General features: G+C 71.1%; 17 protein-coding genes and 1 pseudogene. 11 read left to right on the top strand and 7 right to left on the bottom strand.

What is annotated here, in order from left to right; all coding sequences use genetic code 11:
* Positions 1-1,449: 1,449 nt before the first annotated feature.
* Together DTL70_RS30235 and DTL70_RS30240 are read right to left on the bottom strand one after the other, a co-directional pair.
* Positions 1,450-2,373 (bottom strand): RNA polymerase sigma-70 factor, encoded by a 924-nt coding sequence (locus DTL70_RS30235; protein WP_114025188.1) that lies wholly within the window; start codon positions 2,371-2,373, stop codon positions 1,450-1,452.
* A gap of 98 nt (positions 2,374-2,471) precedes the next feature.
* Positions 2,472-2,945: a carboxymuconolactone decarboxylase family protein gene (locus DTL70_RS30240; RefSeq protein WP_114025189.1), complete on the bottom strand. Its 474-nt coding sequence runs from the start codon at positions 2,943-2,945 to the stop codon at positions 2,472-2,474.
* A gap of 216 nt (positions 2,946-3,161) precedes the next feature.
* Here DTL70_RS30240 and DTL70_RS30245 point away from each other — a divergent pair, with 216 nt between their 5' ends.
* Positions 3,162-4,400, top strand: coding sequence for an FUSC family protein (locus DTL70_RS30245; protein WP_114025190.1), 1,239 nt, complete (start codon positions 3,162-3,164; stop codon positions 4,398-4,400).
* A 21-nt stretch (positions 4,401-4,421) separates the two neighbouring features.
* Here DTL70_RS30245 and DTL70_RS30250 read toward each other — a convergent pair whose 3' ends face one another.
* Positions 4,422-6,005 carry an FMN-binding glutamate synthase family protein gene (locus tag DTL70_RS30250; protein ID WP_114025191.1) on the bottom strand — a complete coding sequence of 528 codons (1,584 nt, stop codon included), beginning with the start codon at positions 6,003-6,005 and terminating at the stop codon, positions 4,422-4,424.
* A gap of 379 nt (positions 6,006-6,384) precedes the next feature.
* Between DTL70_RS30250 and DTL70_RS30255 the strand changes: the two genes are divergently transcribed.
* Positions 6,385-6,588 (top strand): hypothetical protein, encoded by a 204-nt coding sequence (locus DTL70_RS30255; protein WP_114025192.1) that lies wholly within the window; start codon positions 6,385-6,387, stop codon positions 6,586-6,588.
* Positions 6,589-6,666: 78 nt separating this feature from the next.
* Here DTL70_RS30255 and DTL70_RS30260 read toward each other — a convergent pair whose 3' ends face one another.
* The gene (locus DTL70_RS30260; RefSeq protein WP_114025193.1) at positions 6,667-7,944 is read right to left on the bottom strand and encodes a serine hydrolase domain-containing protein; all 1,278 of its coding nucleotides are present in this window, start codon (positions 7,942-7,944) and stop codon (positions 6,667-6,669) included.
* A gap of 388 nt (positions 7,945-8,332) precedes the next feature.
* Between DTL70_RS30260 and DTL70_RS30265 the strand changes: the two genes are divergently transcribed.
* Together DTL70_RS30265 and DTL70_RS30270 are read left to right on the top strand one after the other, a co-directional pair.
* Positions 8,333-9,250, top strand: coding sequence for a sensor histidine kinase (locus tag DTL70_RS30265; protein WP_245980086.1), 918 nt, complete (start codon positions 8,333-8,335; stop codon positions 9,248-9,250).
* Entirely contained in the window at positions 9,241-9,924 is a 684-nt protein-coding gene (locus DTL70_RS30270) for a response regulator (protein ID WP_114025194.1), read from the top strand. Before DTL70_RS30265 ends, DTL70_RS30270 begins: the two co-directional genes overlap by 10 nt.
* 54 nt (positions 9,925-9,978) lie before the next feature.
* On the opposite strand, the gene DTL70_RS30275 is transcribed toward DTL70_RS30270, so the two are convergent.
* Positions 9,979-10,335 carry a hypothetical protein gene (locus tag DTL70_RS30275; RefSeq protein ID WP_114025195.1) on the bottom strand — a complete coding sequence of 119 codons (357 nt, stop codon included), beginning with the start codon at positions 10,333-10,335 and terminating at the stop codon, positions 9,979-9,981.
* Positions 10,336-10,718: 383 nt separating this feature from the next.
* Between DTL70_RS30275 and DTL70_RS30280 the strand changes: the two genes are divergently transcribed.
* A complete protein-coding gene (locus DTL70_RS30280) occupies positions 10,719-11,960 on the top strand; it encodes an MFS transporter (RefSeq protein ID WP_245980090.1) in 1,242 nt (413 codons plus the stop codon).
* A gap of 794 nt (positions 11,961-12,754) precedes the next feature.
* Here DTL70_RS30280 and DTL70_RS30285 read toward each other — a convergent pair.
* Positions 12,755-14,380 (bottom strand): adenosine deaminase family protein, encoded by a 1,626-nt coding sequence (locus DTL70_RS30285; protein WP_114025197.1) that lies wholly within the window; start codon positions 14,378-14,380, stop codon positions 12,755-12,757.
* Positions 14,381-14,834: 454 nt separating this feature from the next.
* Here DTL70_RS30285 and DTL70_RS30290 point away from each other — a divergent pair, with 454 nt between their 5' ends.
* The 3 genes from DTL70_RS30290 (at position 14,835) to DTL70_RS30300 (ending at position 17,585) form a co-directional block, all read left to right on the top strand.
* Entirely contained in the window at positions 14,835-16,481 is a 1,647-nt protein-coding gene (locus DTL70_RS30290) for a TlrC/CarA/OleB/SrmB family ABC-F type ribosomal protection protein (protein ID WP_114025198.1), read from the top strand.
* A 122-nt stretch (positions 16,482-16,603) separates the two neighbouring features.
* Positions 16,604-17,038 (top strand): VOC family protein, encoded by a 435-nt coding sequence (locus DTL70_RS30295; protein ID WP_114025199.1) that lies wholly within the window; start codon positions 16,604-16,606, stop codon positions 17,036-17,038.
* 202 nt (positions 17,039-17,240) lie between these two features.
* Positions 17,241-17,585 carry a DoxX family protein gene (locus DTL70_RS30300; RefSeq protein ID WP_114025200.1) on the top strand — a complete coding sequence of 115 codons (345 nt, stop codon included), beginning with the start codon at positions 17,241-17,243 and terminating at the stop codon, positions 17,583-17,585.
* A 120-nt stretch (positions 17,586-17,705) separates the two neighbouring features.
* On the opposite strand, the gene DTL70_RS30305 is transcribed toward DTL70_RS30300, so the two are convergent.
* The gene (locus tag DTL70_RS30305) at positions 17,706-18,581 is read right to left on the bottom strand and encodes a LysR substrate-binding domain-containing protein (RefSeq protein ID WP_114025201.1); all 876 of its coding nucleotides are present in this window, start codon (positions 18,579-18,581) and stop codon (positions 17,706-17,708) included.
* A gap of 242 nt (positions 18,582-18,823) precedes the next feature.
* On the opposite strand from DTL70_RS30305, the pseudogene DTL70_RS35020 reads away from it, so the two are divergent.
* The 3 genes and pseudogenes from DTL70_RS35020 to DTL70_RS30315 all read left to right on the top strand — a co-directional run.
* A pseudogene (locus tag DTL70_RS35020) lies at positions 18,824-19,137 on the top strand (dihydrodipicolinate synthase family protein); the annotation flags it as partial.
* 69 nt (positions 19,138-19,206) lie between these two features.
* Positions 19,207-19,533 (top strand): dihydrodipicolinate synthase family protein, encoded by a 327-nt coding sequence (locus DTL70_RS35025; RefSeq protein ID WP_342776523.1) that lies wholly within the window; start codon positions 19,207-19,209, stop codon positions 19,531-19,533.
* Positions 19,534-19,577: 44 nt separating this feature from the next.
* The gene (locus DTL70_RS30315; protein ID WP_245980093.1) at positions 19,578-21,191 is read left to right on the top strand and encodes an aldehyde dehydrogenase (NADP(+)); all 1,614 of its coding nucleotides are present in this window, start codon (positions 19,578-19,580) and stop codon (positions 21,189-21,191) included.
* The last annotated feature ends 9 nt before the right edge of the window (positions 21,192-21,200 follow it).

Here is a 21,200-nt window from a genome sequence, read left to right on the forward strand (position 1 = left end):
AGTCGGAACCCGGTTACATTCCGCCGGAACCCTCGAAGGACCCGTCGAACCCGGCGTTCCAACCCACGCGAGGCGAGGTGTCCGCCGGGGTCGCCAAACCACCGGGCAGTGGAGAGGACCCGCCCTATCTCGGCCAGTCCGGAACCTCGGCCGGCGACCTCACCAAGAACGCCGGTGGCTGGTCCGGTGTCCTCGCCGCTCTCTCAGGCAAGAAGTCGAAGGCCGGGGGTCGGGCGGGCGCTGTTGTGGGCCTGGGCGCCTACGCGAAGGACCACCCGGAAGAGGTACGAGCCCTGAGCGACACCTTGCGTGAGGCTGAGCCGGGGTATGCGGCGGGTCGGGTGATGGCGGAGCGGCGGGCGTCGAGGCCGACGCCGGAGGAGATTTCTGCGGGTGTGGCGCCTCCGCCGGGGCCGTCGGCTCTGGAGCGGATGTCGGAGACCCTGCGTGAGGCCGAGCCAGGCTACGCCACCGGACAGCTGCTTGCGGGGATGCGCGACGCGCAGCCGACACCGCAGGGCGCTGATCCGGCTGCGGTACCTCCCGTACCGCCGACTCCAGCACCTGTTGCGCCTCCCGCCGCGCCACCAGCCCCGGACACTCCGGCGGCCACCGGGGCCAATCCGCCCCCGGCTCCCGGCCCGCCCCCGGCTCCGACTCCTGCCGCAGCCCCGGCTCCGGCCCCCGGCCCCGCGCCTGCTCCCGCTCCCGGTTCGGCTCCGGCTCCGGCCCCTGGCCAGGCACCTGCCCCTGAACCGGCGCCCGCTGCTGAGCCGGCACCGGCTCCCGCGCCTCTCCCGGTTCCTGCCCCTGCTCCGGAGACGGAAGCGGCTCCGGCACCTCAACCCGAGCCGGTCCCAGCTCCTGCCCCCGTAGCTGCTGCTGTTCCCGAACCTGAGCCCACCCCGGCTCCAGAACCTGCCCCGGCTCCAGAGCCGGAGCCTGCGCCTGAGCCGACGCCCGCTCCTGACCCCGAGGCAGCGTCTCAGCCCGACCCCGCTCCCGAGCCGGCACCTGCGCCCCAACCGGCTCCGGAGCCGGAGCCTGCGCCTGCTCCCGACCCCGAGGCCGCTCCTCAGCCCGGCCCCGCCCCGGCTCCGGAGCCCGCTCCCGAACCGGCGCCCGCGCCTGAGCCCGAACCGGCGCCCGAGCCGACCCCGGAGCCCGAGCCGACCCCGGAGCCCGAGCCGACCCCGGAGCCCGAACCGGCACCCGCGCCGGCACCCGAGCCGGCACCGGCACCGGTACCGGCCCCTGACGGGCCGCCTCCGGCGCCTCCCGCACCGGCAGGCTGATCACAGCAGCCGCCCACCAGCGGTGGGACGCCCGGACGGGCTGGGCAGGTCCCGCCCCGGCCTCCAGGGTGTAAGGACATGAGCGGGCCGGTCCGAAAAACCGGCCCGCTCAGCACGGGCCGAAGCAGTCTCGTTCGGACAGACGCCGCCGACGTCACCTCGTACGTCGGCGCATCCGCTTGGCCGCCCCGTCGATGGCCCAGGCGTCGGCGACGGGACCGAGGTGCCCGAGCTTGTCGGGGTTGACCACCGCGCGGATGGTCTGGATCTGGTTGTCGAGCACGTCGACGACGAGGGTGGTGAGAACTTTGCCGTCCCGGTCGCGGAAGACGGCGCCGGGTTGGCCGTTGACCTCGTGCGGCTCGAACGTCACGTCGACCCGGCCTAGCAGGGGGACGAGCGAGCCGAGCAGCCGGGCCACGTTCTCCGTGCCGGCGATGGGCCTGGCGAACCGCGGAGCCTTGCCACCGCTGTCCCCGACCATCTGCACGTCGGCGGCCAGTAGATCCTGGAGGCCTGCGACATCGCCTTCGCGGAGGGCGTCGAAGAACCGCGCTGCCAGCTCCTGCCGCTCCTTGCTGTCCGCTTCGAACCGTGGCCGCCCGGCTTTCATGTGCTGCCGCGCCCGTACCAGCAGTTGCCGGCATGCTGCCTGCGAACGCCCTACCGCTGCGGCGACGTCGTCGAACTCGAAGCCGAACACCTCCCGCAGTACGAAGACCGACCGCTCCAGCGGGCTGAGCCGCTCCAGGAGCAGCAGTGCCGCCATCGACACCGAGTCGGCCAGTTCCGCCGAGCGCGCCGGGTCCTGGTACGGGTCTTCCAGCAGCGGCTCGGGGAACCACGGCCCCACGTACGCCTCCCGCCGTACCCGCGCCGAGCGCAGCACGTCGATGGAGATCCGCGTCACCGTGACGGAGAGGAACCCTTTGACCGAAGTGGGAGGTGTCGTCGAGCCGTCGAAGCGCAGCCACGTCTCCTGCACCGCGTCCTCGGCCTCGCTGACGCTGCCGAGAATCCGGTAGGCGATCGAGAAAAGCAGCGGCCGCAGCTCTTCGAAGACCTCGGCCTTGTTCACGCCACATCCCCCTTGGGCTTCCTGCCCGGCCGTTCTCGGCGCGGGCACGTGTCAGTGATCTTGTGGTTCAGCTGTGGGACACGGTCGTCGGGGGACACTCAGTGGAACTGTCCTGCCGTGTAGTCGCCGGCCGGCTGCTGGGCGATGACGTTCAGCCGGTTTACCGTGTTCATGAAGGAGACCATGACCACCAGGGCGGTGAGCTGCTCCTCGTCGTAGTGCTTGACGGCACGTTCCCACACCTCGTCGCCGACCCCGCCGGCCGCGTCCGCGACCCGGGTCCCCTCCTCCGCCAGCTCCAGCGCGGCACGCTCGGCCTCGGTGAAGACGGTGGCCTCCCGCCACGCCGTCACCAGGTTCAGCCGCGTCGAGGTCTCGCCGGCCGCGACGGCTTCCTTGCTGTGCATGTCGATGCAGACGGCGCAGCCGTTGATCTGGCTCACGCGCAGGGCCACGAGTTCCTGCGTCGCGGCCGGCAGCGGCGACTCCTTGAGCACCTTGCCCGCGGACATGAAGTACTTGAGGGCCTTGGCGGCGGTCGGGTCGGCGAAGTAGTTCAGGCGTGCTTCCATCGTGTGTTCTCCTCCGTGCTGCTTTGTGGTTACACACCCTGGGACGAGACGGCCCGACTCTCTGTGACACGGATGTGTGTGATCCACGTCTCTCCGAGAGTCGTGCCTGCCCAGGCAGGCCGGCGTGCGCTGCGCTTCACATGCGGGTCGGCTGATTCCGGCCGCAGCGGGTACCTCTCCCAGGCACTACCGGCAACGAGAGCACTGAGGAGAGACATGAACGGGGTCACTGCCGCGGGGCAGCGCACGGAGGCTGCCTCCCAGGGCCGGGTCAGCCGCGCTCGCCAGTGGTTCAGGCGTGCTGTCGGTTCGGGCGGCCACGAGCGGCACACGATGACTCTGATCTTCAAGAGCACGCTGGCTGCCGCAGTGTCGTGGTGGGTCGCGCACGACCTGATCGGCGCGACCTCTCCGGCCTTCGCACCGTTCTCCGCCGTACTGATCATGCAGGTCACCGTCTACCGGTCCCTGTGGCAAGCACTGCGCTATGTGGGTGCTGTGTCGGTGGGGGTCGCGGTGCAGGGCGCGCTGGGTTTCCTGGCCGGGCCGCATCTGCTGACCTTCGTGCTGGTGGCCCTCGTCGCGCTGGCTGTGGGACGGTGGCGGCCGCTCGGCTCACAGGGCTCCCAGGTGGCGACCGCGGCCTTCTTCGCCTTCTCCACCTACGTCGCCGCTGCCGGCAGCGCGCAGCGGTGGTCCCAGCTCGGACAGATCATCGAGCTGGTCTTCATCGGCTGCGGCATCGGAGTGATCGTGAACATGGTGGTGCTGCCCCCGATGCGGTACCGCAGCGCCGAGTACGGCATCCACACTCTCGCGCATTCCCTGTGCGACCTGGTCGGCGACATGTACCCGGCGCTGCGCGAGGGAAAGCTGGACGAGGAGCGCACCCGGCAGTGGCGGCAGCGTGCCGTGCAGCTGGGACCGATCGCGCAGCAGGCACAGTCCTCGCTGCACACGGCGTGGGAGAGCACTCTCTACAATCCCCGCCGGCTCCGGCGGCGCCACCGCCCCCGCACCTTCTCCGGCTACCAGGCTGTCGTCGACGCCCTCGAACGCGTCACCTACCAGGTGACCTCGATGACCCGCAGCCTCGACCAGTGGGGCGGCGGCGCCGACGGCGAGTCGAACGCGGCAGGATTCACCCGCGCCTACGGTGACTTCCTCGCCTCTCTCGCGCACATCGCCGAACTGCTCGCCGACATCGACGAGGACCAGCTGCACCGTCAGTCGCAGGAGCTGTGCCAGGCCGCCGCGGAGGCGCAGAGGTGCCGCGACCGGCTGGAGGACAACGCACGGGAAAGCTCGCTTCCCCTCAGCGATCCGGGCCGGCCGTACGGCATCCTCATGGCCGAGGCCACCCGGCTGATGGACGAGTTCCAGCACACCTGCGACGTGCTCCAGCACGGCGTCGACCAGGCGGACTCCGGCGACGCCGGCTCGTCCTCTTCCTGACCGAGCCGGCGGGGACGGACGTCAGGCGGAGAAGCGGTCGGGGTCGGCCGCGGCCCAGTCCGCGGCCCACTCCGGCGGTGCCTCTCGGAGGAGCTGGCCCGGTGCCAGCCAGTGGTGCAGTTCCTCAGCGGAGCGGATGGTGACGGGATCCATGCGCCGGTACAGCATGTGCGGGCGCAGTTCGCCCGGCTCGCCTGCTCCCATGGAGGCCATGATCCGCTGGGCGCTGTGCACCGTGGCTTCCTGATAGCGGTGGACGCGGGCGGACTTGTCGTCGACGTCGAGCGCGCGGGCCCGGCGCGCGTCCTGAGTGGCGACGCCCGTGGGGCAGGTGTTGGTGTGGCAGCTCATGGCCTGGATACAGCCGACGGCGAACATCATGGCGCGGGCCGCGTTGGTGTAGTCGGCGCCCTGCACCAGGCGCTTGACGACGTCGGCCCCGGTGGCCACCTTGCCACTGGCTCCGATGCGGACACGGTCCCGCAGCCCCGTGCCGACCAGTGCGTTGTGCACCGTCATCAGGCCCTCGGTCAACGGCATTCCGACGTGGTCGCAGAACTCCAGGGGAGCGGCCCCCGTGCCGCCCTCGGCGCCGTCGACGACGATGAAGTCGGGTGTGCTGTCCTCAGCGAGCATGGCCTTGCACACGGCAAGGACATCGCGCCGGGTGCCCACGCACAGTTTGAACCCCGCCGGCTTGCCACCGGCCAGCTCCCGCATCCGGGCGATGAACCGGACCAGTTCGCGCGGGGTGGAGAAGACCCGGTGGTAGGGCGGGGACACGACCGTCTCGCCCTGCGGCACTCCACGCACCGCGGCTATCTCCGCGTTGACCTTGCCGCCCGGCAGCACCCCGCCGATGCCGGGTTTGGCTCCCTGGGACAGTTTCAGCGAGACACACTTGACCTGGTCCAGCGCGGCCGTCCGGGCGAACTGCTCGGGGTCGAAGGCGCCGTCGTCGGTGCGGCAGCCGAAATAGCCCGTGCCGATCTCCCACACCAGGTCGCCGCCGTGCTGCCGGTGGTGGTCGGAGATGCCGCCCTCGCCGGTGTCGTGCGCGAAACCGCCGAGCGCCGCGCCGTTGTTGAGCGCCCGGATGGCGTTGGCCGACAGCGAACCGAAGCTCATCGCCGAGACGTTGAGCAGTGACATGTCGTACGGCTGTGTGCAGTCGGGACCACCGACGCGCACGGTCGGCGGGGTCTGCGGGACCGGGACCGGAGCGATGGAGGGCGCGAGGAACTCGTAACCCGTCTCGTAGACGTCCCGCTCGCTGCCGAAAGGCTCCTCGGCCGCGGTGCCCTTCGCCCGCTGGTAGACGAGGTCCCGGGTGTCGCGGTCATAGGGCCGGCCGTCGTGGTTGCGCTCGATGAAGTACTGCTGCAACTCGGGCCGGATGCTCTCCAGCAGATAGCGCAGGTGGCCGAGGACCGGGTAGTTGCGCAGCACCGAGTGCCTGCGCTGGAACAGGTCGTACACGCCGATGACGGCGAGGGCCAGCAGTACGGCGGCCGGTATCCACCACCAGCCCGAGGCGAACAGCGACAGGGCGGTCGCGCCCAGCGCGGCAGCCGCGACACCCGTCACGCAAGCGAATCTGATCATGAGTGAGACCAACCGGTGGGAAGCAGATGCACGGAGGAGGAGGCTACCGCCACGTCCAAAGGCCGGAGCGGCGGCCCCCGTAGGCACCCTCCGCCGCACGCCCCCGCTCTCCACGGAAGTGGACGCCCAGACGCCGTTGACCAGGGAGTATCGCGCGTCATGACGCCATCTCGTAGTCCACACGGCTCGGGCCTGCGAGGGTCCGTAGGGCTCCGGGCTGTGAGGCGTGGGTGTGCCACAATGCCGCCATGGAGATGCGGCCGTATGTGGACGAGCTCTGCCACGAGTTCCTGGTTGCCGCCACCGGAGGTGGCGAGGACACTCGTGCGCTCGCCGAGCGGCTCATCGGACCACTCGAGACGGCCGCCCGGCTCACGGCGTGCCCACCGGAGAGCTCAACTTCTTCGTCGACGCTGTGACACGGGTGGCACATCAGACCTTCGTGGACGGCATGCGTCTGGTCTTCACCGTCTCTGCGGGCCTGGCACTCGTCGCCGGACTGCTCTGTCTCCTGGTCCGCAACACCAGGCCCCAGCAGGAGGCATCAGCTCTCACAGCACCGGAGGTCACCGGCCAGGCCTGAGCCGCCCGGCCCCTTGGCGTCCCTGGGACGTACGGGCAGCGGAGTTCGCCGTGGCGCTCGGAAGGCCGCGAGAGGTGCTCACGCGGACGTGCCGTGCCCGTCGCCGGGGGTGTCGCACAGCGCGTGGTCGACGAGGGTGCCCGCGGCCTGCTCCTGTCGGAGCGCGCTGCCCGGGGAGCCGTTGAGGGCCGTGGACATGGACACGGTGACGGAGCGGCTGCCGTCGCCTGTGACGCCGTTCAGGGTGACGTAGCCGCCGTCGCCTCCCTCGTGACTCCAGTAGCTGCCGCCGCAGGACAGGGGCCGGTTGACGAGGCCGAGGCCGTAGCGTCCGTCCGGCCAGAACGTCCGCATCTCCTCGTTGACCGGTACGGTCTCCCGCATCTCGGCCAGCCGTTCCCTGGGCAGCAGTTCGGCGCCGAGCAGGGCCCGGAAGAAGCGGTTGACGTCCGCGGTGGTGGAGACGTGGTCGCCGGGGCTCGGGAGGATCACGTCGGTGACGTCGACGCGTTCGCCGGACGGGAAGACCTGGTAGCCGTTGGCGTGCGGGGCGCGGAGCGTGGAAGTGCCGCTGCCCGGCAGATAGGTGTGATGCATGTCGAGCGGTTCCAGGATCCGGTCTTTGATCTCCTCGTGCCAGGGGCGGTCTGTGACCTTCTCGATGACCATGTCGAGCAGGACGTAACCGGTGTTGGAGTAGCTCCATCCCGTGCCGGGTGGGAAGTCAGGGCGGTGCCTCATCGCCAGAGCGACGATCTGCCGGGGCGTGTAGGTGTCGTGCCGGCGCTCGTAGTACTCCTGCGGGGTGGTGTAGCCGGGAAGCTCGTCGTCCTGGATGCCGCTGGTGTGCTGGAGAAGGTGGCGGATGGTGATGCGGCGTCCGTCGTTGCCTTTTCCCTCCACCAGGCCTGGCAACCAGCGGTCCACGGTGTCGTCGAGTGCCAGCTTGCCCTCACCGACCAGTTGCAGGACCACGGCGGCCACGAGCGGCTTGCCGGCGCTGGCCATGCGGAAGTAGCCGTCGCGGGGGACCGGGCGGTCCGTGCCCGTTTCGGCGACGCCGCTGGTGGCGACCAGATCCCGGCCGGACCCCGTGGTGACCCGCGCCTGGACGCCGATGACTCCCAGCGTTCGTATGGCGTCGGTGTCCCGGCGCAACTCGGCTCGCCCGTATCCGGGCGTGGCCGCTTCGCGCGCGTCGACCGGCCACTGGATGACGACGGCAGCGCTGACGGTCGCCAGAGCGGCCGCTGCGGCGGTCAACCACCGGCGACCGGCGCGCCGGTGTCCACCGGAGTTGTCGGGCGGGGGTGTGGGCGGGTGGTGCGGGGCGGTTTCCGGGCTCGTCGCTCTCATGCCGTCACGCTAGGCAGGCACCGCATGCGGCGCGCTGCCGCAGGCTCCCGAACGGAAGGTACAGCTGCCTGTAGTGCGGGAGCGCCGCCCGGTACCTAGAGTGGATCATGTGGGGCCTGCTCCTGCTGGACGACGACAAGAGGAAAGCGATCACGTGCCCGGCGTACTCGGCGTGGTCCGTGCACGGTGGCGCACCGCGGTGCGCGGCGGACGGTACCTGCTCGGCACCTTGACGGCCGCGACAGTGACACTCGCCGCGGCACCCCTCCTGTGCGTTCCCGCACTCGCACAGCCCTGGGCGGAGCACCACCGCCGGCGCGCCGGAGCGCTGTTAGGGCAAGTGGTCGAGCCGCGCCAACGTACCGTTCGCCGCAACCTCGCGTGGTGCGTGACGCAGATTCTCACCGGCCTGCCCGCGGGCGCCTTCGCCCTGCTGTGCCTGGGAACCCTCTCGCTCACTCCCGTCGTCACCCTGGCGTGGTGGGCCTTCCCCGCGGCGCCGTGGCTGTTCGTGATCAGTGTTCCCCTCACCGGCTGGGGCACCGCGCTGTCGCTCGGCCTGGTCAATGTGGTGTTCCTGGCGGCGCTGGCCGCCCTCATCCTCCCGCTGCTCGCCCAGTCGCACGCCCGGTGCTGCCTCGCTGTGCTGGCGCCCTCGCCCGCGGAGCAACTGGTCGAACGCGTCACCGAACTCACCCGGACACGTGAGGACGTCCTGCAAGCGCACAGCGCGGAGCTCCGCCGGATCGAACGAGACCTGCACGACGGCACCCAGGCCCGTCTCGTGGCCATCGCCATGCGGCTCGCCGTGGCCGGCGAAAGTCTCCGTGACGGTCCCGAGACCGCCGCCACTCTGGTGCGCCAAGCCCACGCCGAGACGGAGGACGCGATGACCGAGCTGCGTTCCGTGATCCGCACCATCTACCCTCCTGTGCTGGCCGACCAGGGCCTCGCCGGCGCGCTCGGCACCCTGGCCACCAGGGCGGGGGTGCCGACCCGTATCGGCATCGGTCCGCTCGGGGAGGTTCCCGCAGCGGTCGAGGCGGTTGCCTACTTCACCGTCACCGAGGCACTGGCCAACATCGCCCGGCACAGCGGCGCCACCAAGGCCTCGGTTCGCCTCACCCGTGACGGACCGCTGCTCCGCGTCGAGATCACCGACGACGGTGCCGGGGGAGCGGACGCCACGCGTGGCTCCGGTCTGGACGGGATGCGCCGCCGTGCCGCCGCTTTGGACGGCACCCTGCGGATCGGCAGCCCACCGGGCGGGCCGACCGTCGTCACCGTGGAGCTGCCGTGCGTGTAGTGATCGCCGAGGACAACGTTCTGCTGTCCTCCGGGCTCGAGCTCCTGCTCGACTCCCAGGGCTTCGAGGTCGCGGCGATCGCGGACGACGCCCCCGGCTTCCTCGCCGCCGTCGAGACCCATCGACCGGACGTCACCATCGTGGACGTGAGGTTGCCCCCGACCTTCCGCGACGAGGGCATCCGGGCCGCGGCCCAGGCCCGCCGCGACCATCCCGGACTGCCCGTCCTGGTCCTCTCGCAGTACGTGGAGCCTGACTACGCCGGCCGTCTCCTCGCCGACGCCCGGGGCGGCATCGGGTACCTGCTCAAGGACCGTGTGAGCCGCATCCCCGCGTTCACCGACGCGCTGCGCCGGGTGGCCGATGGCGGCACGGCGCTGGACCCCGAGGTCATCGCCCAACTCCTCGCACGCGGCGGTGACCCCGTCGGGGCCCTGACGGCACGCGAGCGTGAGGTCCTCGCGCTGATGGCCGAGGGCCACGACAACGCGGGCATCGCCCAACGGCTCGTCATCACCGACAACGCCGTTCACAAACACATCGGCAACGTCTTCCTCAAACTGGGCCTGTCGGTCGGCGACAGTGGCCACCGCCGCGTCCGCGCCGTCCTGGCCTACCTCCGCCGCTACGGCGGCAGCGCGCCCGACGTGACACCGCCACCCCCACGGACATGAACGGCGCCGCCGCCTCGGCAACGGCTGCCATGGAGGCTGCTCGGGCGGGTGACTTCACCACTCTGGGTGCACGAAAGGCTCGACGCGGGTGTCCAGCCACAACAGGCTCGCCCATGCCAGGGCGGTCACGGTGACGGACGCGGCCGCGAGCGGTAGCACGCCCCGAGTGACCCTGCCGGCCCGGTGGCGCAGGAGGTGACCGGTCAACCGCCAGACCGCGAGCGTGACCGCGGGAGTGCCGAACAGCATGAGCGGCAGTTCCACATACAGCAGACTCCAGTCCCGCTCGCCCTCGAAGCTGCCACGCAGACCCGGCTCGGCACCATGCCTCCACACCCAGAACCCGACCGCCGCCGTGACGACTGCCACCAGACATCCGACGACGCCGGTCGGTTCGACTCGCTTGCCCATGCCCCCTACGGACGCGTCCTTGGGCACGCGAGTTCCCGGAGGTCCACGTACGTGCCGGCAGGCATGGCGTACCCCTGCCCTCGACGGCGCGCGGAGGCATCGCCGCGGCGGGCGCAGCCGTCGGTGCGGGCCGGGTGTCCGCATCGCGGGACGGTGCCGGTGTCAGGAATGGGGGAGTGGCGGCCTCGGGTTACCCGGTGCGCAACGCAAGCGCTACGCCCCTGCGGGGAAGATCGGTGCGGTGTCATTGCCGTGCCGCGAAGACGGGGAGATGTGAGTTCATGACAGCTTCGAGGCAAGGGCGGCATGCGCCCGAGAGTGGACCGGACGCCGCTACCGGCGAGGGCGCTCACGCGGACGCGGCGGCCCCTCCGGCGCGTCCCGTGCGGCAGCTGTTCGCCGCCTCCGTCGGCAATGCGGTGGAGTGGTACGACTGGTACACCTATACCTTCCTTGCCACGTACATCGCCTCGCAGATCTTCCCCAAGAGCGCGGCGAATTCCCTGGTGCCGCTGCTGTCGACGTTCGCGGTCTTCGCGGTGGGGTTCTTCATGCGGCCCGTCGGCGGGCTGTTGATGGGTGCGGTCGCCGACCGGAGCGGGCGCCGGGCCGCGCTGACGGTGACCATTCTGCTGATGGGCGGCAGCAGTCTGCTGGTGGGGCTGACCCCGACGTACGCCGCCGCCGGAGTCCTCGCGCCCGTCATCCTCGTCGTGGCCCGCCTGCTGCAAGGACTGTCGGTGGGCGGGGAGTTCGCCGCGTCGACCACGTTCCTGGTGGAGTCGGCCGGGCCCGGCCGGCGAGGACTCTTCTCCAGTTTCCAGTACGTGTCGACGACCATCGGGCAGCTCGTCGCCTCCGGTGTCGCGGCGTTGCTCGTCGCGAACCTCACGTCCGCCACCATGGACAGTTGGGGGTGGCGGGTTCCGTTCGTGCTGGGCGCGCTCCTCAGCCTTGTGGGCTTCTGGGTCAGGCGAGGCGCGCGCGAGACCCGCAGTGAGGAGCAGGCGAAGGCACCCCGGCCCGGCCTCTTCGAGGCCCTGCGCCGCCATCCGCGTCAGTCCCTGCTGATCTGCGGAATCACGGCGGGCGGCACGCTCGCGTACTACACATGGACCTCGTACCTGCCGACGTACGCCGAGCTCAACGCCGGGGTGGGCAAAGCGGACGCGCTGCTGGCTGGCACCCTTTCGCTGACGTTCTTCGCCGTGCTCCAGCCGCTCACAGGCCTCGTGTCCGACCGCTTCGGGCGCAAACCGCTGCTGCTGATGTTCGGTATCGGTTTCGCCGTGCTGAGCGTGCCGCTGCTGCGCGCGCTCGACGACTCCTTCATCACGCTGCTGCTCGTGCAGTGCGCGGGCATGATCCTGCTGAGCGGTTTCACGGCCATCTCGGCGGCCGTGAACGCGGAGACGTTCCCCGCCCGGGTGCGCGCCGCGGGTATCGGCTTCCCCTACTCGCTCACCGTCGCCCTGTTCGGCGGCACCGCGCCCTACATCGGCACGCTGTTCAAGGACATGGGGCACGCGGGCCTCTTCCCCGTGTACGTGGCAGTGCTGTGCCTGATCTCCTCCGCTGTCTACCTGCGACTGCCCGAGACCGCCCACCGGCCGCTTGAGCGGTGAGAACGCGAGGCTCTGGGCTGATGGCAGTGGAGTCCGTGCCGTACCACGTAGGTGCCGACGAGCATCGTTGATCGGGTCGGACGGGCTCGGTGCTCGATCCCGGGGTCAGCCCCCGTGTTCCTGCAGCTGTCCGAGACTGCTCCTCGTTGGCCGGATCGGTCCCGAGGCGGGATACCGGCTCCCGCCTCGGGAGTGTCTTGGACGAGGACCTGGGTACTTACATGGCATGTAAGTACCCAGGCGAGCACGCTGAACTGCGGTTCTGGCCGCCCAGCGACGGCGTTCTCGAGATCGGACACGGCATCGGCTTGGGCTTCACCCTCACCCTGCAGGACGCCGAACCGACCCGGGACGACATCCGGCCCGAACCCGTGCTCACGGAGGCAGTCGCCGCGGCACTCCTCAACCACCCCAACTGCGCGTCCGCCACGCCGGACTCCCCACGCGAGGACACCATCACCCTCCAGATGCTCAGCGGGGTCCGCTACCTCTTGGCCCTGGATGCCGGCCTCACCGCCGAAAAGGCTGCAGCCGACCAGCGCGGCTACCGACGCTGCCCATGTCGCCGACCTTGCCGACCGGCTCCTGGCCGGCAACCCGAGCGACTCCGAGCGCGCGACCGCGCAGCTCCTCGAGTGCGTGGCGGCCACCTGGGCATGCTGCGGCACTACCGCATGCGAGAGCGGAGGCCCCGGCTCCGTGGTGCCCCCCTGCGCTCACCGCGCCGTGGACCGCAGGGGCCCGGCCCCGGCTCGTTGGCCGGGGCCGGGGCGAGGTGGGCGACAGGGGCGGGGTCAGCGCTTGCCGGCGTGTGTGCGTTCGAAGGTGGTGGCGGCGGATTCCAGGCGCCACTGGGCGGCTGCCTTCGGGCTGTCGGCCAAGAGGCGGCCGCAGGCGCCGCCGGGACTGCCGCTGCCCAGGCGTTCCTTCGCGCAGGCCGAGGTGGGCCGGTAGCCGTCGCGCGTCGGGTTGCCGCGCCACAGGCTGCGGCCTGGCAGGAAGGCATACTCCAGCGAGGCCCGCGCCAAGTCCTTCAGTTCCGGGTAGCCCAGCCGGTAGGTGGTGGACGCGTACTGGTATTCGTGGCTGATGTCGGTGCGGGAGATACCCGGATCGTCGGTGGACAGGACGACCGGCACGCCATAGGCGCGGTAGGTGTTGAACGGGTGGTCGTCACCCTTCACACCGAGGATCTGCGCGTTGCTGGTGAGCGGCACCTCGACGGCCGTCTCCCGGCGGGCCATGGTGCGGGCCAGCTTCTGCCAGTTGTTCTCGTGTACGAGGTCGACGCCGTGACCGATGCGCTCGGCCTTCGCCACGTTCACCGCCTCGCCGATGTGGAAGGACAGATCCTCCGGCTTGACCAGCCCGGGCCACAGCTCCCCGGCGTGCAGGGTGATGTGGGCCTTCGGGTACTGCTTGCCCAGGTAGTTCAGCATCCGCATCTGGAGCCGGTAGTTGCGCAGTGCGCTCTCCCCGTCCTCGGGCTGGACAAGGTTGACGGCGACGAACCGGGGGTCGCGTTCGGCCAGCCGCAGGCCGAGTGCGATCTGCGTGAAGACGCGCTCGGGCGAGCTGCCGCGGGAGACCTGCGAGATCCACCGGACGGGCAGCCGGCAAGCGCGGCGGGGGTGTGCGGTATCGCAGCGTGCCTCGGTGCGGAACTCGGCGCCTGTGCGGTCGGCCTCCTCCCGGGCCTGCGCCACCAACCGGTCCAGCTTGCCCCCGGCGAGGAGCTTGCGGTGCATCTGTGCCGGGTCCGGGTCCCAGCCGACCTCTTGGGCGAGCTTCTTCGCGCCCTCGGAGGCGGGGGTCGCCATCGTCTCCAGGTAGGACTGGTTCTGCTGGGCCGCGTGCTCGGCGACCTCAGCGAGGAGCTTGCCCGGATGGCGCCAGGTCACCTCGCCGAACTTGCCGAAGGCAGCGAAGAAGTGGTCGTGCCCGGACTCACCCTGCGGGAAGTCCTCCATGGACCAGGCCCGCACCAACTCCTCGTGGAACGCCTCGTCGGTGCGTGCGTCGGCGGCCGGGCGGGCACCGTCCTTGCACGGCGGCTGCACCGCGGTCATCGTCTTCTTCTCGATGCACAGACCGTCCTGCGCGGCGAGTTCGATGAGGTACTCGGTGGTGACGGCGCCGGAGAGGTGGTTGTGCAGGTCGCCGCCCTTGGGCAGCTTCCGGAAGAAGTCCCGCAGCCGGCCCGGGTCGTTGCGGGCGGATTCCAGGTAGGCGGCGGTGCGCGCCTCGGCGGGCGTGGCGGGCGGTCGGACGGCGGGCCCGGCGCGACCGGCCTTGTCGGACCGGGCCTCGTCAGGTTGGGCGGCGGCCGGCAGCGCGGACAGCGCGGTCAGCAGACAGAGTGCGGCAGCGCCCGCCGGGTACAGGACCCGGCGGCGGCCGATTCGGGATCGATGAGTCACCTCAACATGATCGATAAATCGGGCGATGCGTGACGGCGATCCCGGTGACGTCACTCGATCGTGGGGTTGCCCGGGGCGGTGTGTGCAGTGGCCAGTGGCTACGTGCCCTCTTTGCGCCATCGTCAGTCCGCTGGAGAAGACGTTCGACCTGCCAGGTCAGATCCCGCGCACGTTCCTCAGGGTGCGCCCAGCCGGGCATCGCCTCCGACGCGGCAGCACCGGCGCTGCGCGCGTGTGGCGCCCTGGTCGGCGGACGATCGGTCTCCTGCAAGGCGAGACGTATCGTCTTGCTGTTCCGCTCCGCCTGCCGTACTGTCCTCCCCATGGGTTCCCTCTGAGATCACCGACGCCGACCGCGTAGAGCACCGCTCCGCCGTCGCCGCGCCTCGCCCTCGCAACCATCCACCCTGATCCGGCCCGCGCTGACACCCGCGCGGCCAGGAGGGACCCGACCTTGCACACCTCACAACTGACCCTCTGCCACGTCACCAAGCGCTACCCCGGCCGCACCGTCCTCGACCAGGTCTCCTTCACCCTGAAACCGGGTGAGAAAACCGGGCTGATCGGTGACAACGGCGCCGGCAAGTCCACTCTCCTGAGGCTCATCGCAGGTCAGGAGCGCCCGGACAGCGGCGAGGTGACCGTGGCAGCCGGCGGTGGCGTCGGATATCTGCCGCAGACCATGCCCCTGCCTCCGACCGCCACCGTCCAGGACGCCGTCGACCTGGCCCTTGCGGATCTCCGCGCCCTGGAGGCGGAGCTGCGCCGGGCCGAGCAGGCGCTCGGTGACGGTACGGACCCGGCGGCACTCGCCGCGTACGCCGTGCTCCTCGGGCGCTACGAGGCTCGCGGCGGCTACGACGCCGACCACCGGGTGGACCTCGCGCTGCACCACCTCGGCCTGCCGGCTCTCCGCCGTGAGCGCCTGCTCGGCACCCTCTCCGGAGGCGAGCGCTCCCGGCTTGCCCTGGCCGGTGTTCTCGCCGGCCGCCCGGAGCTCCTGCTCCTGGACGAGCCGACGAACGACCTGGACGATCAGGCCGTGGAGTGGCTTGAGACGCATCTGCGGGCGCACAGCGGCACGGTGCTCGCGGCCACCCACGACCGCGTCTTCCTGGAGCGCCTGAGCGCCACGGTCCTGGAGGCCGAGGCGGGAAAGGTCACCCGCTACGGCGACGGTTACGCCGGCTACCGCACGGCGAAGGCGGCGGAGCGCCGCCGCCGGCTCCAGGAATACGAGGAGTGGAGGTCCGAACTGGCCCGCAACGAGCGGCTGGCCGTCGGCCAGGCCGCCCGCCTCGACGCCATTCCGCGCAAGGCGCCACTGGCCAACTTCGGCCACGGCGGCTTCCGTGCGCGCGGCCGGGCGCACGGCGCGATGGCCCGTATCCGCAACGCCCGCGAGCGGGTCGAGCGGCTGACCGCGAACCCCGTGGCAGCGCCGCCGGACCCGCTGTCCTTCACGCCGCGCATGGGAACGTCGGCGGACGTCGCGGAGGACCCCGGGGCCGATCCCGCTCAGCTCCCCGCAATCCGGCTGTCGGACGTACGCGTAGGTGACCGCCTGCGCCTCGGCTCCCTCACCCTCGGCCGCTGCGGACGGCTTCTCGTCACGGGACCCAACGGTGCCGGAAAGACGACGCTGCTGAAGCTGCTCGCCGGTGAGCTGCGGCCGGACGAGGGCTCGGTGCGGGTGCCGGGCCGGGTGGGCCATCTGCGCCAGGACGAGACGCCGTGGCCGCCGGACCTGTCAGTGGCCGAGGCGTTCGGGCTGGGCAGGGTGGGCTCCGCCGACGAGCACGCCGATGCCCTGCTCGCCCTCGGCCTCTTCCGCCCGGCGGAGCTGCGCTTGCGCATGGGCGAGCTGTCGTACGGGCAGCGCCGCCGTGTGGATCTGGCACGACTGGTAGCGGAGCCGGCCGATCTCCTCCTGCTCGACGAGCCGACGAACCACCTGTCACCGGCGCTGGTCGAGGAACTGGAGGAGGCGCTGACGGGGTTCTCGGGGGCGATCGTGCTGGTCACGCACGATCGCGCGCTACGGAAGAGGTCACAGGGCGGGCACCTGGAACTGATGCCGCCCAAGGCGCGCTGCGAGTGACCGGCCCCGCCGGACGCCCGCGGCTGCGATGAAAGGAGGGGGAGAGGAGCCCTCGCCCGTTGACCGGCATGCGTCTGATGACGCGTGGGGACGACGGTGGATCCCGCCTCTATGGTGTACCGATGACGTCGATCAAGCAGTTCCAAGTCACGTACGACTGCGCGGAACCCGAGCGCGTCGCCCGTTTCTGGTGCGAGGTGTTGGGGTATGTCATACCGCCGCCACCGGAGGGGTTCGCCACCTGGGAGGATTTCGATCGCTCGCTGCCGACCGAGGAACAGGGGTCGGCGTTCGCTTGTGTTGATCCCTCGGGCGTGGGCCCACGCCTGTTCTTCCAGCGCGTTCCTGAAGGCAAGTCCGTCAAGAACCGACTGCACCTCGACGTGCGGGTCGGCACCGGACTCGTGGGGGAGGAGCGGGTGGCCGCACTGGAGGCCGAGTGCGCGCGACTCGTCGCCCTCGGTGCGGCACGCGAGCGTCTGCTGCTCGCCGATGGCGTCAACGAGTCGACTCTCGTGATGCGGGATGTCGAGGGCAACGAGTTCTGCCTCGACTGAGCGACCGCGTGGGTGACCTTTCCGACGAGTCACCTGGTGGGGGAAGAGGGGGAGGAACGAGGCGTTCGAGGCCACTGGCGCGCCGCCGACGCGGCCGGTGGCCAGGCGATGTCACGGATCGAGCCGCTGGCCGGTCCTTCCTGGCGACGGCACTTCACCCGGAGTGCTCGACAACGTCATCCGTCACAGGAACGGAGAAGTCGTGTTCGTCGCCTACGTCACGGTCACCCTCATCGGCGCGGTCTTCAACGGTGCTGCCGCCGTAACCTACTTGTACCCCATCAGCCAGGCGGACATGAAGGGCGTGCCCAGGAAGTGGGTGCCGGTGCTGGGCGTGCTGCTGGCAGCGGGCACCGTGGGACTGCTGGTGGGGCCGGCGGTACCGCTGCTGGGGAACCTCGCCGCCTGCGGCCTCGTGCTGTACTTCATCGGCGCCATCATCGCGCACCTCAGAGTGGGCTCACGCACGGTCGTAGGAGGGATCGTCTTCCTCATCACGGCGGTGGCTGCCCTGGTCCTGGGCCTGGGCCACCACGGCTTGTGGTGACCGGCAGGATGCAACGGGCTCTGTGCCGGTCACGAGGTGTGCGGAGCATTGAGACGTGCGGGTCACTGAGGCGCGTGGGTCACTGAGGCGTGCGAGCCACTGGCCGGCGCCGAGGCGCTGTCACAGGCGCCGCAAGAGGGCGTGCAGTGCCGGATTGTCGTTGCTGCGCCGCCACACGAGGTTCAGCTCGACCGGGGCGGGCGCGGCCAGTTCGACGGGGCGGAAGACGACCCCGGGGAACCGCATCTGCGCGGCCGCCTCGGGCACGAGCGCGATGCCCCAGCCCGCGTTGACCATCGCAAGGATGCTGTGCACCTGAGTGAGGTACTGGGTGAACTCGGGTGTGACGCCCGCCGCGCGGAACACGCTGATCAGCAACTCGTGGAAGTAGCGCGCCTCGACAGGCGCGTACATCAGCAGTTCCTGGCCGTCGAAGTCGGTGATGTGCGGGTCCTCGTCCCGCTCGGCCAGCCGGTGCCCGGCGGGCAGGGCGGCCAGCAGCGCCTCGCGGGCCGCAGGGCGGGAGACGAGGTCGGTGCCGACGGCGGCCGGCCTGACCATGCCCAGGTCGAGGGCGCCCTCGGAGAGGGCCTCCAGCTGGTCGCGGGTGACCATCTCGCGCAGCACGATGTCCGCGTCGGGAAGGGCTCCACGCGCGGTCTCCAGGAGCCGGCCGAGGCTGGAATAGGCGCTGGCCGCGGTGAAGCCGATGGCGACCGCCCCGGCCTCTCCCGCGGAGACCTTGCGGACGGTGAGGGTCGCGTCGTGTGCCTGGCGCAGGATGCGGCGGGCCTCGTTGAGGAAGGCGCGCCCCGCGGGGGTCAGGCGGACGGAGCGCTTGGTGCGGTCCAGGAGCTCCACCCGCAGTTCGCTCTCCAGGAGTTGGATCTGGCGGCTCAGCGGCGGCTGCGTCATTCGGAGCCGCTCGGCGGCTCGCGTGAAGTGCAGCTCCTCCGCCACCGCGACGAAGCCGGACAGCTGCGCGAGCGTGAACATCGATACCCTCCGGGTATTCATGTATCCAAAAGTCATGTTGGACGTGGATCAGTTACGAACCCTAGCGTCGGAGGACGCCGTCGGCGCAACCCGCCGACAGTCCGTGCCCGGCCCGCTGTGCCGCGCACGCGACTCCGTTTCCGCGGGCCGGACGGGGCTCCCGCACGGCGGCCCGCACCTCGGGGCGATGCTGCGTCGCCACCTCGGATTCTCTTGTCGTTGACATCTGGAGCAGAGCGTCTATGTCCTCCTTCTCTCCTGCCGAACTCGGGCCTCGGCTCGGGAACGGGCTGCTGTCGTTCCCGGTGACGCACTTCGCGGAGGACCTGTCCTTCCACGAGGGCGCCTACTGGGACCACGTGGCCCGCCTCGGCACGTACGAGGTCGGAGGCCTCTTCGCCGCCGGCGGAACCGGTGAGTTCTTCTCGCTCACACCGGCCGAGGTCGAGCAGATCGTCGCTGCCGCCGTGCGCAGCGCGCCCGAGGGAACGCCGATCCTGGCGCCCGCCGGCTACGGCACCCGCACCGCCTGCGAGCTCGCCGTCGCCGCCGAACGGGCGGGGGCCGGATCCACACCCGCCTCGGTGACCGGTTCACCTATGTCGGCGGGCTGCCCACCGCCGAGATGTTCGCGCTGCCCTACCTCGAACTCGGCGTCAGCACCTACTCGTCCGCCGTCTTCAACTTCGTCCCCGAACTCGCTCTCGCCTTCTACGGTGCCGTCAGGGAGCGCCGCCGCGAGGACGTCGCGCGGATGCTGCGCGGCTTCTTCGTGCCGTACACGGAGATCCGCAACCGGCGGCCGGGCTACGCGGTGAGCATCGTCAAGGCGGGCATGACCGTCACCGGAGACGGCGCGGGGCCGGTGCGCCCGCCGCTCACCGACCTGACCGCGACGGAGCTCGCCGAGCTCACCGCGCTGGTCGAGCGGCAGCCTGCCGCCCGCGCCTGACTTCCGCCCTCTCATCTCCACGCCCGTCGAGAAAGGACCCCCAGGTGCCTGCACCAGAACCGAACGCCAATCCCGAAGCCGTGCTGCGGGGCGCGATGTTCCTCGGAGCGGAACGCGTCACCGGCGGCGGCGCGGAGGTCCGCTCCCTGAACCCGGGTACCGGCGAGCCGCTCGATCCGGTCTACCGCTACGGCGGCGCGGCGGACGTGGACCGTGCCTGCCGTCTCGCCGAACAGGCCTTCGACACCTACCGCGCCACCACACCCGAGGCGCGCGCCCGCTTCCTGGAGTGCGTCGCCGACAAGCTCGCCGCGCTGACCGACACCGTCGTCGAACGGGCGCACCAGGAGAGCGGGCTGCCCGTGGCCCGGCTGACGGGCGAGGTGGGACGCACGACGGGGCAGCTGCGGTTGTTCGCCTCGGTGCTGCGCGAGGGCAGCTGGCAGGGGGCCCGCATCGACCCCGCGCTACCCGACCGCGCCCCGCAGCCGCGCCCCGACATCCGCCAGCAGCGCATCCCCCTCGGCCCCGTCGCCGTGTTCGGGGCGAGCAACTTCCCGCTCGCGTTCTCCGTCCTCGGCGGCGACACCGCCTCCGCCCTGGCCGCCGGCTGCCCCGTCGTCGTCAAGGCGCACGACGCACATCTGGGGACCTCCGAACTGGCCGCGAGCGCCCTGCGCGCGGCCGTCGAGGAGTGCGGGCTGCCCGAGGGCGTCTTCTCGCTCGTGATCGGTGACGGGCCCACCCTGGGCGCCCGGCTCGTGGCCGACCCGCGTATCCGTGCGGTCGGCTTCACCGGCTCCCGCGCCGCCGGACTCGCGCTGATGCGGACAGCCGCCGAGCGTCCGGCGCCGGTGCCGGTGTACGCGGAGATGAGCAGCGTCAACCCCGTCGTGCTGCTGCCCGGTGCGCTGCGTGAGCGGGCGAGCGACCTCGCCGCGGGCTTCGTCGGTTCGCTGACGCAGGGCGCGGGCCAGTTCTGCACCAACCCGGGGCTGATCGTGGCAGTTGAGGGCCCGGAGCTGGAGACGTTCCTGACAGCGGCGGCCGAGGCCGTCCAGAGCAACCAGGGAGCGACGATGCTCACCCCGGGCATCGCCGCGGCGTACCGCACGGAAACCGAAGCCGTCGCCGGGCACGCGGCCGTCGTCACCCTCGCGCGCGGCCCGGTGCCCGAGGGCGCCAGCCCCTGCCGGGCCGCTCTGATGGCCGTCGGCGCCGACGACTTCACGACCGATCCCGCCCTGCAGCGGGAGATGTTCGGCGCGGCCGGACTCGTGGTGCACTGCCGCGACCTGGAGCAGGTCACCGACGTACTGCGCTGCCTGGAAGGGCAGCTGACCGCCACCGTCCACACCGCCGACAGCGACCTGGACGCCGCGCGCGAACTCCTCCCCGTCCTCGAACGGGGTGCCGGGCGTGTGCTGTTCAACGGCTGGCCGACGGGCGTCGAGGTGGGCCACGCCATGGTGCACGGAGGACCCTTCCCCGCCACGTCCGACGGCCGGAGCACCTCGGTCGGCTCGCTGGCCATCGAGCGCTACCTGCGCCCTGTCGCCTACCAGAACCTGCCCGAACAGCTGCTGCCCCGCCCCCTCGCGGACGGCAACCCCGAGGGCCTGTGGCGCCGCGTCGACGGCGACCTGGGCCGGCACTGACGGCACTGA

This window comes from Streptomyces diacarni (assembly GCF_003323715.1).
Lineage (GTDB): Bacteria > Actinomycetota > Actinomycetes > Streptomycetales > Streptomycetaceae > Streptomyces > Streptomyces diacarni.

Excerpts from the sequence above, each read along its gene's own strand:
- DTL70_RS30240 (WP_114025189.1), bottom strand. The coding sequence starts at position 2,945 with ATGGAAGCACGCCTGAACTACTTCGCCGACCCGACCGCCGCCAAGGCC.
- DTL70_RS30245 (WP_114025190.1), top strand. The coding sequence starts at position 3,162 with ATGAACGGGGTCACTGCCGCGGGGCAGCGCACGGAGGCTGCCTCCCAG.
- DTL70_RS30250 (WP_114025191.1), bottom strand. The coding sequence starts at position 6,005 with ATGATCAGATTCGCTTGCGTGACGGGTGTCGCGGCTGCCGCGCTGGGC.
- DTL70_RS30260 (WP_114025193.1), bottom strand. The coding sequence starts at position 7,944 with ATGAGAGCGACGAGCCCGGAAACCGCCCCGCACCACCCGCCCACACCC.
- DTL70_RS30275 (WP_114025195.1), bottom strand. The coding sequence starts at position 10,335 with ATGGGCAAGCGAGTCGAACCGACCGGCGTCGTCGGATGTCTGGTGGCA.
- DTL70_RS30295 (WP_114025199.1), top strand. The coding sequence starts at position 16,604 with ATGACGTCGATCAAGCAGTTCCAAGTCACGTACGACTGCGCGGAACCC.
- DTL70_RS30305 (WP_114025201.1), bottom strand. The coding sequence starts at position 18,581 with ATGTTCACGCTCGCGCAGCTGTCCGGCTTCGTCGCGGTGGCGGAGGAG.
- DTL70_RS35025 (WP_342776523.1), top strand. The coding sequence starts at position 19,207 with ATGTTCGCGCTGCCCTACCTCGAACTCGGCGTCAGCACCTACTCGTCC.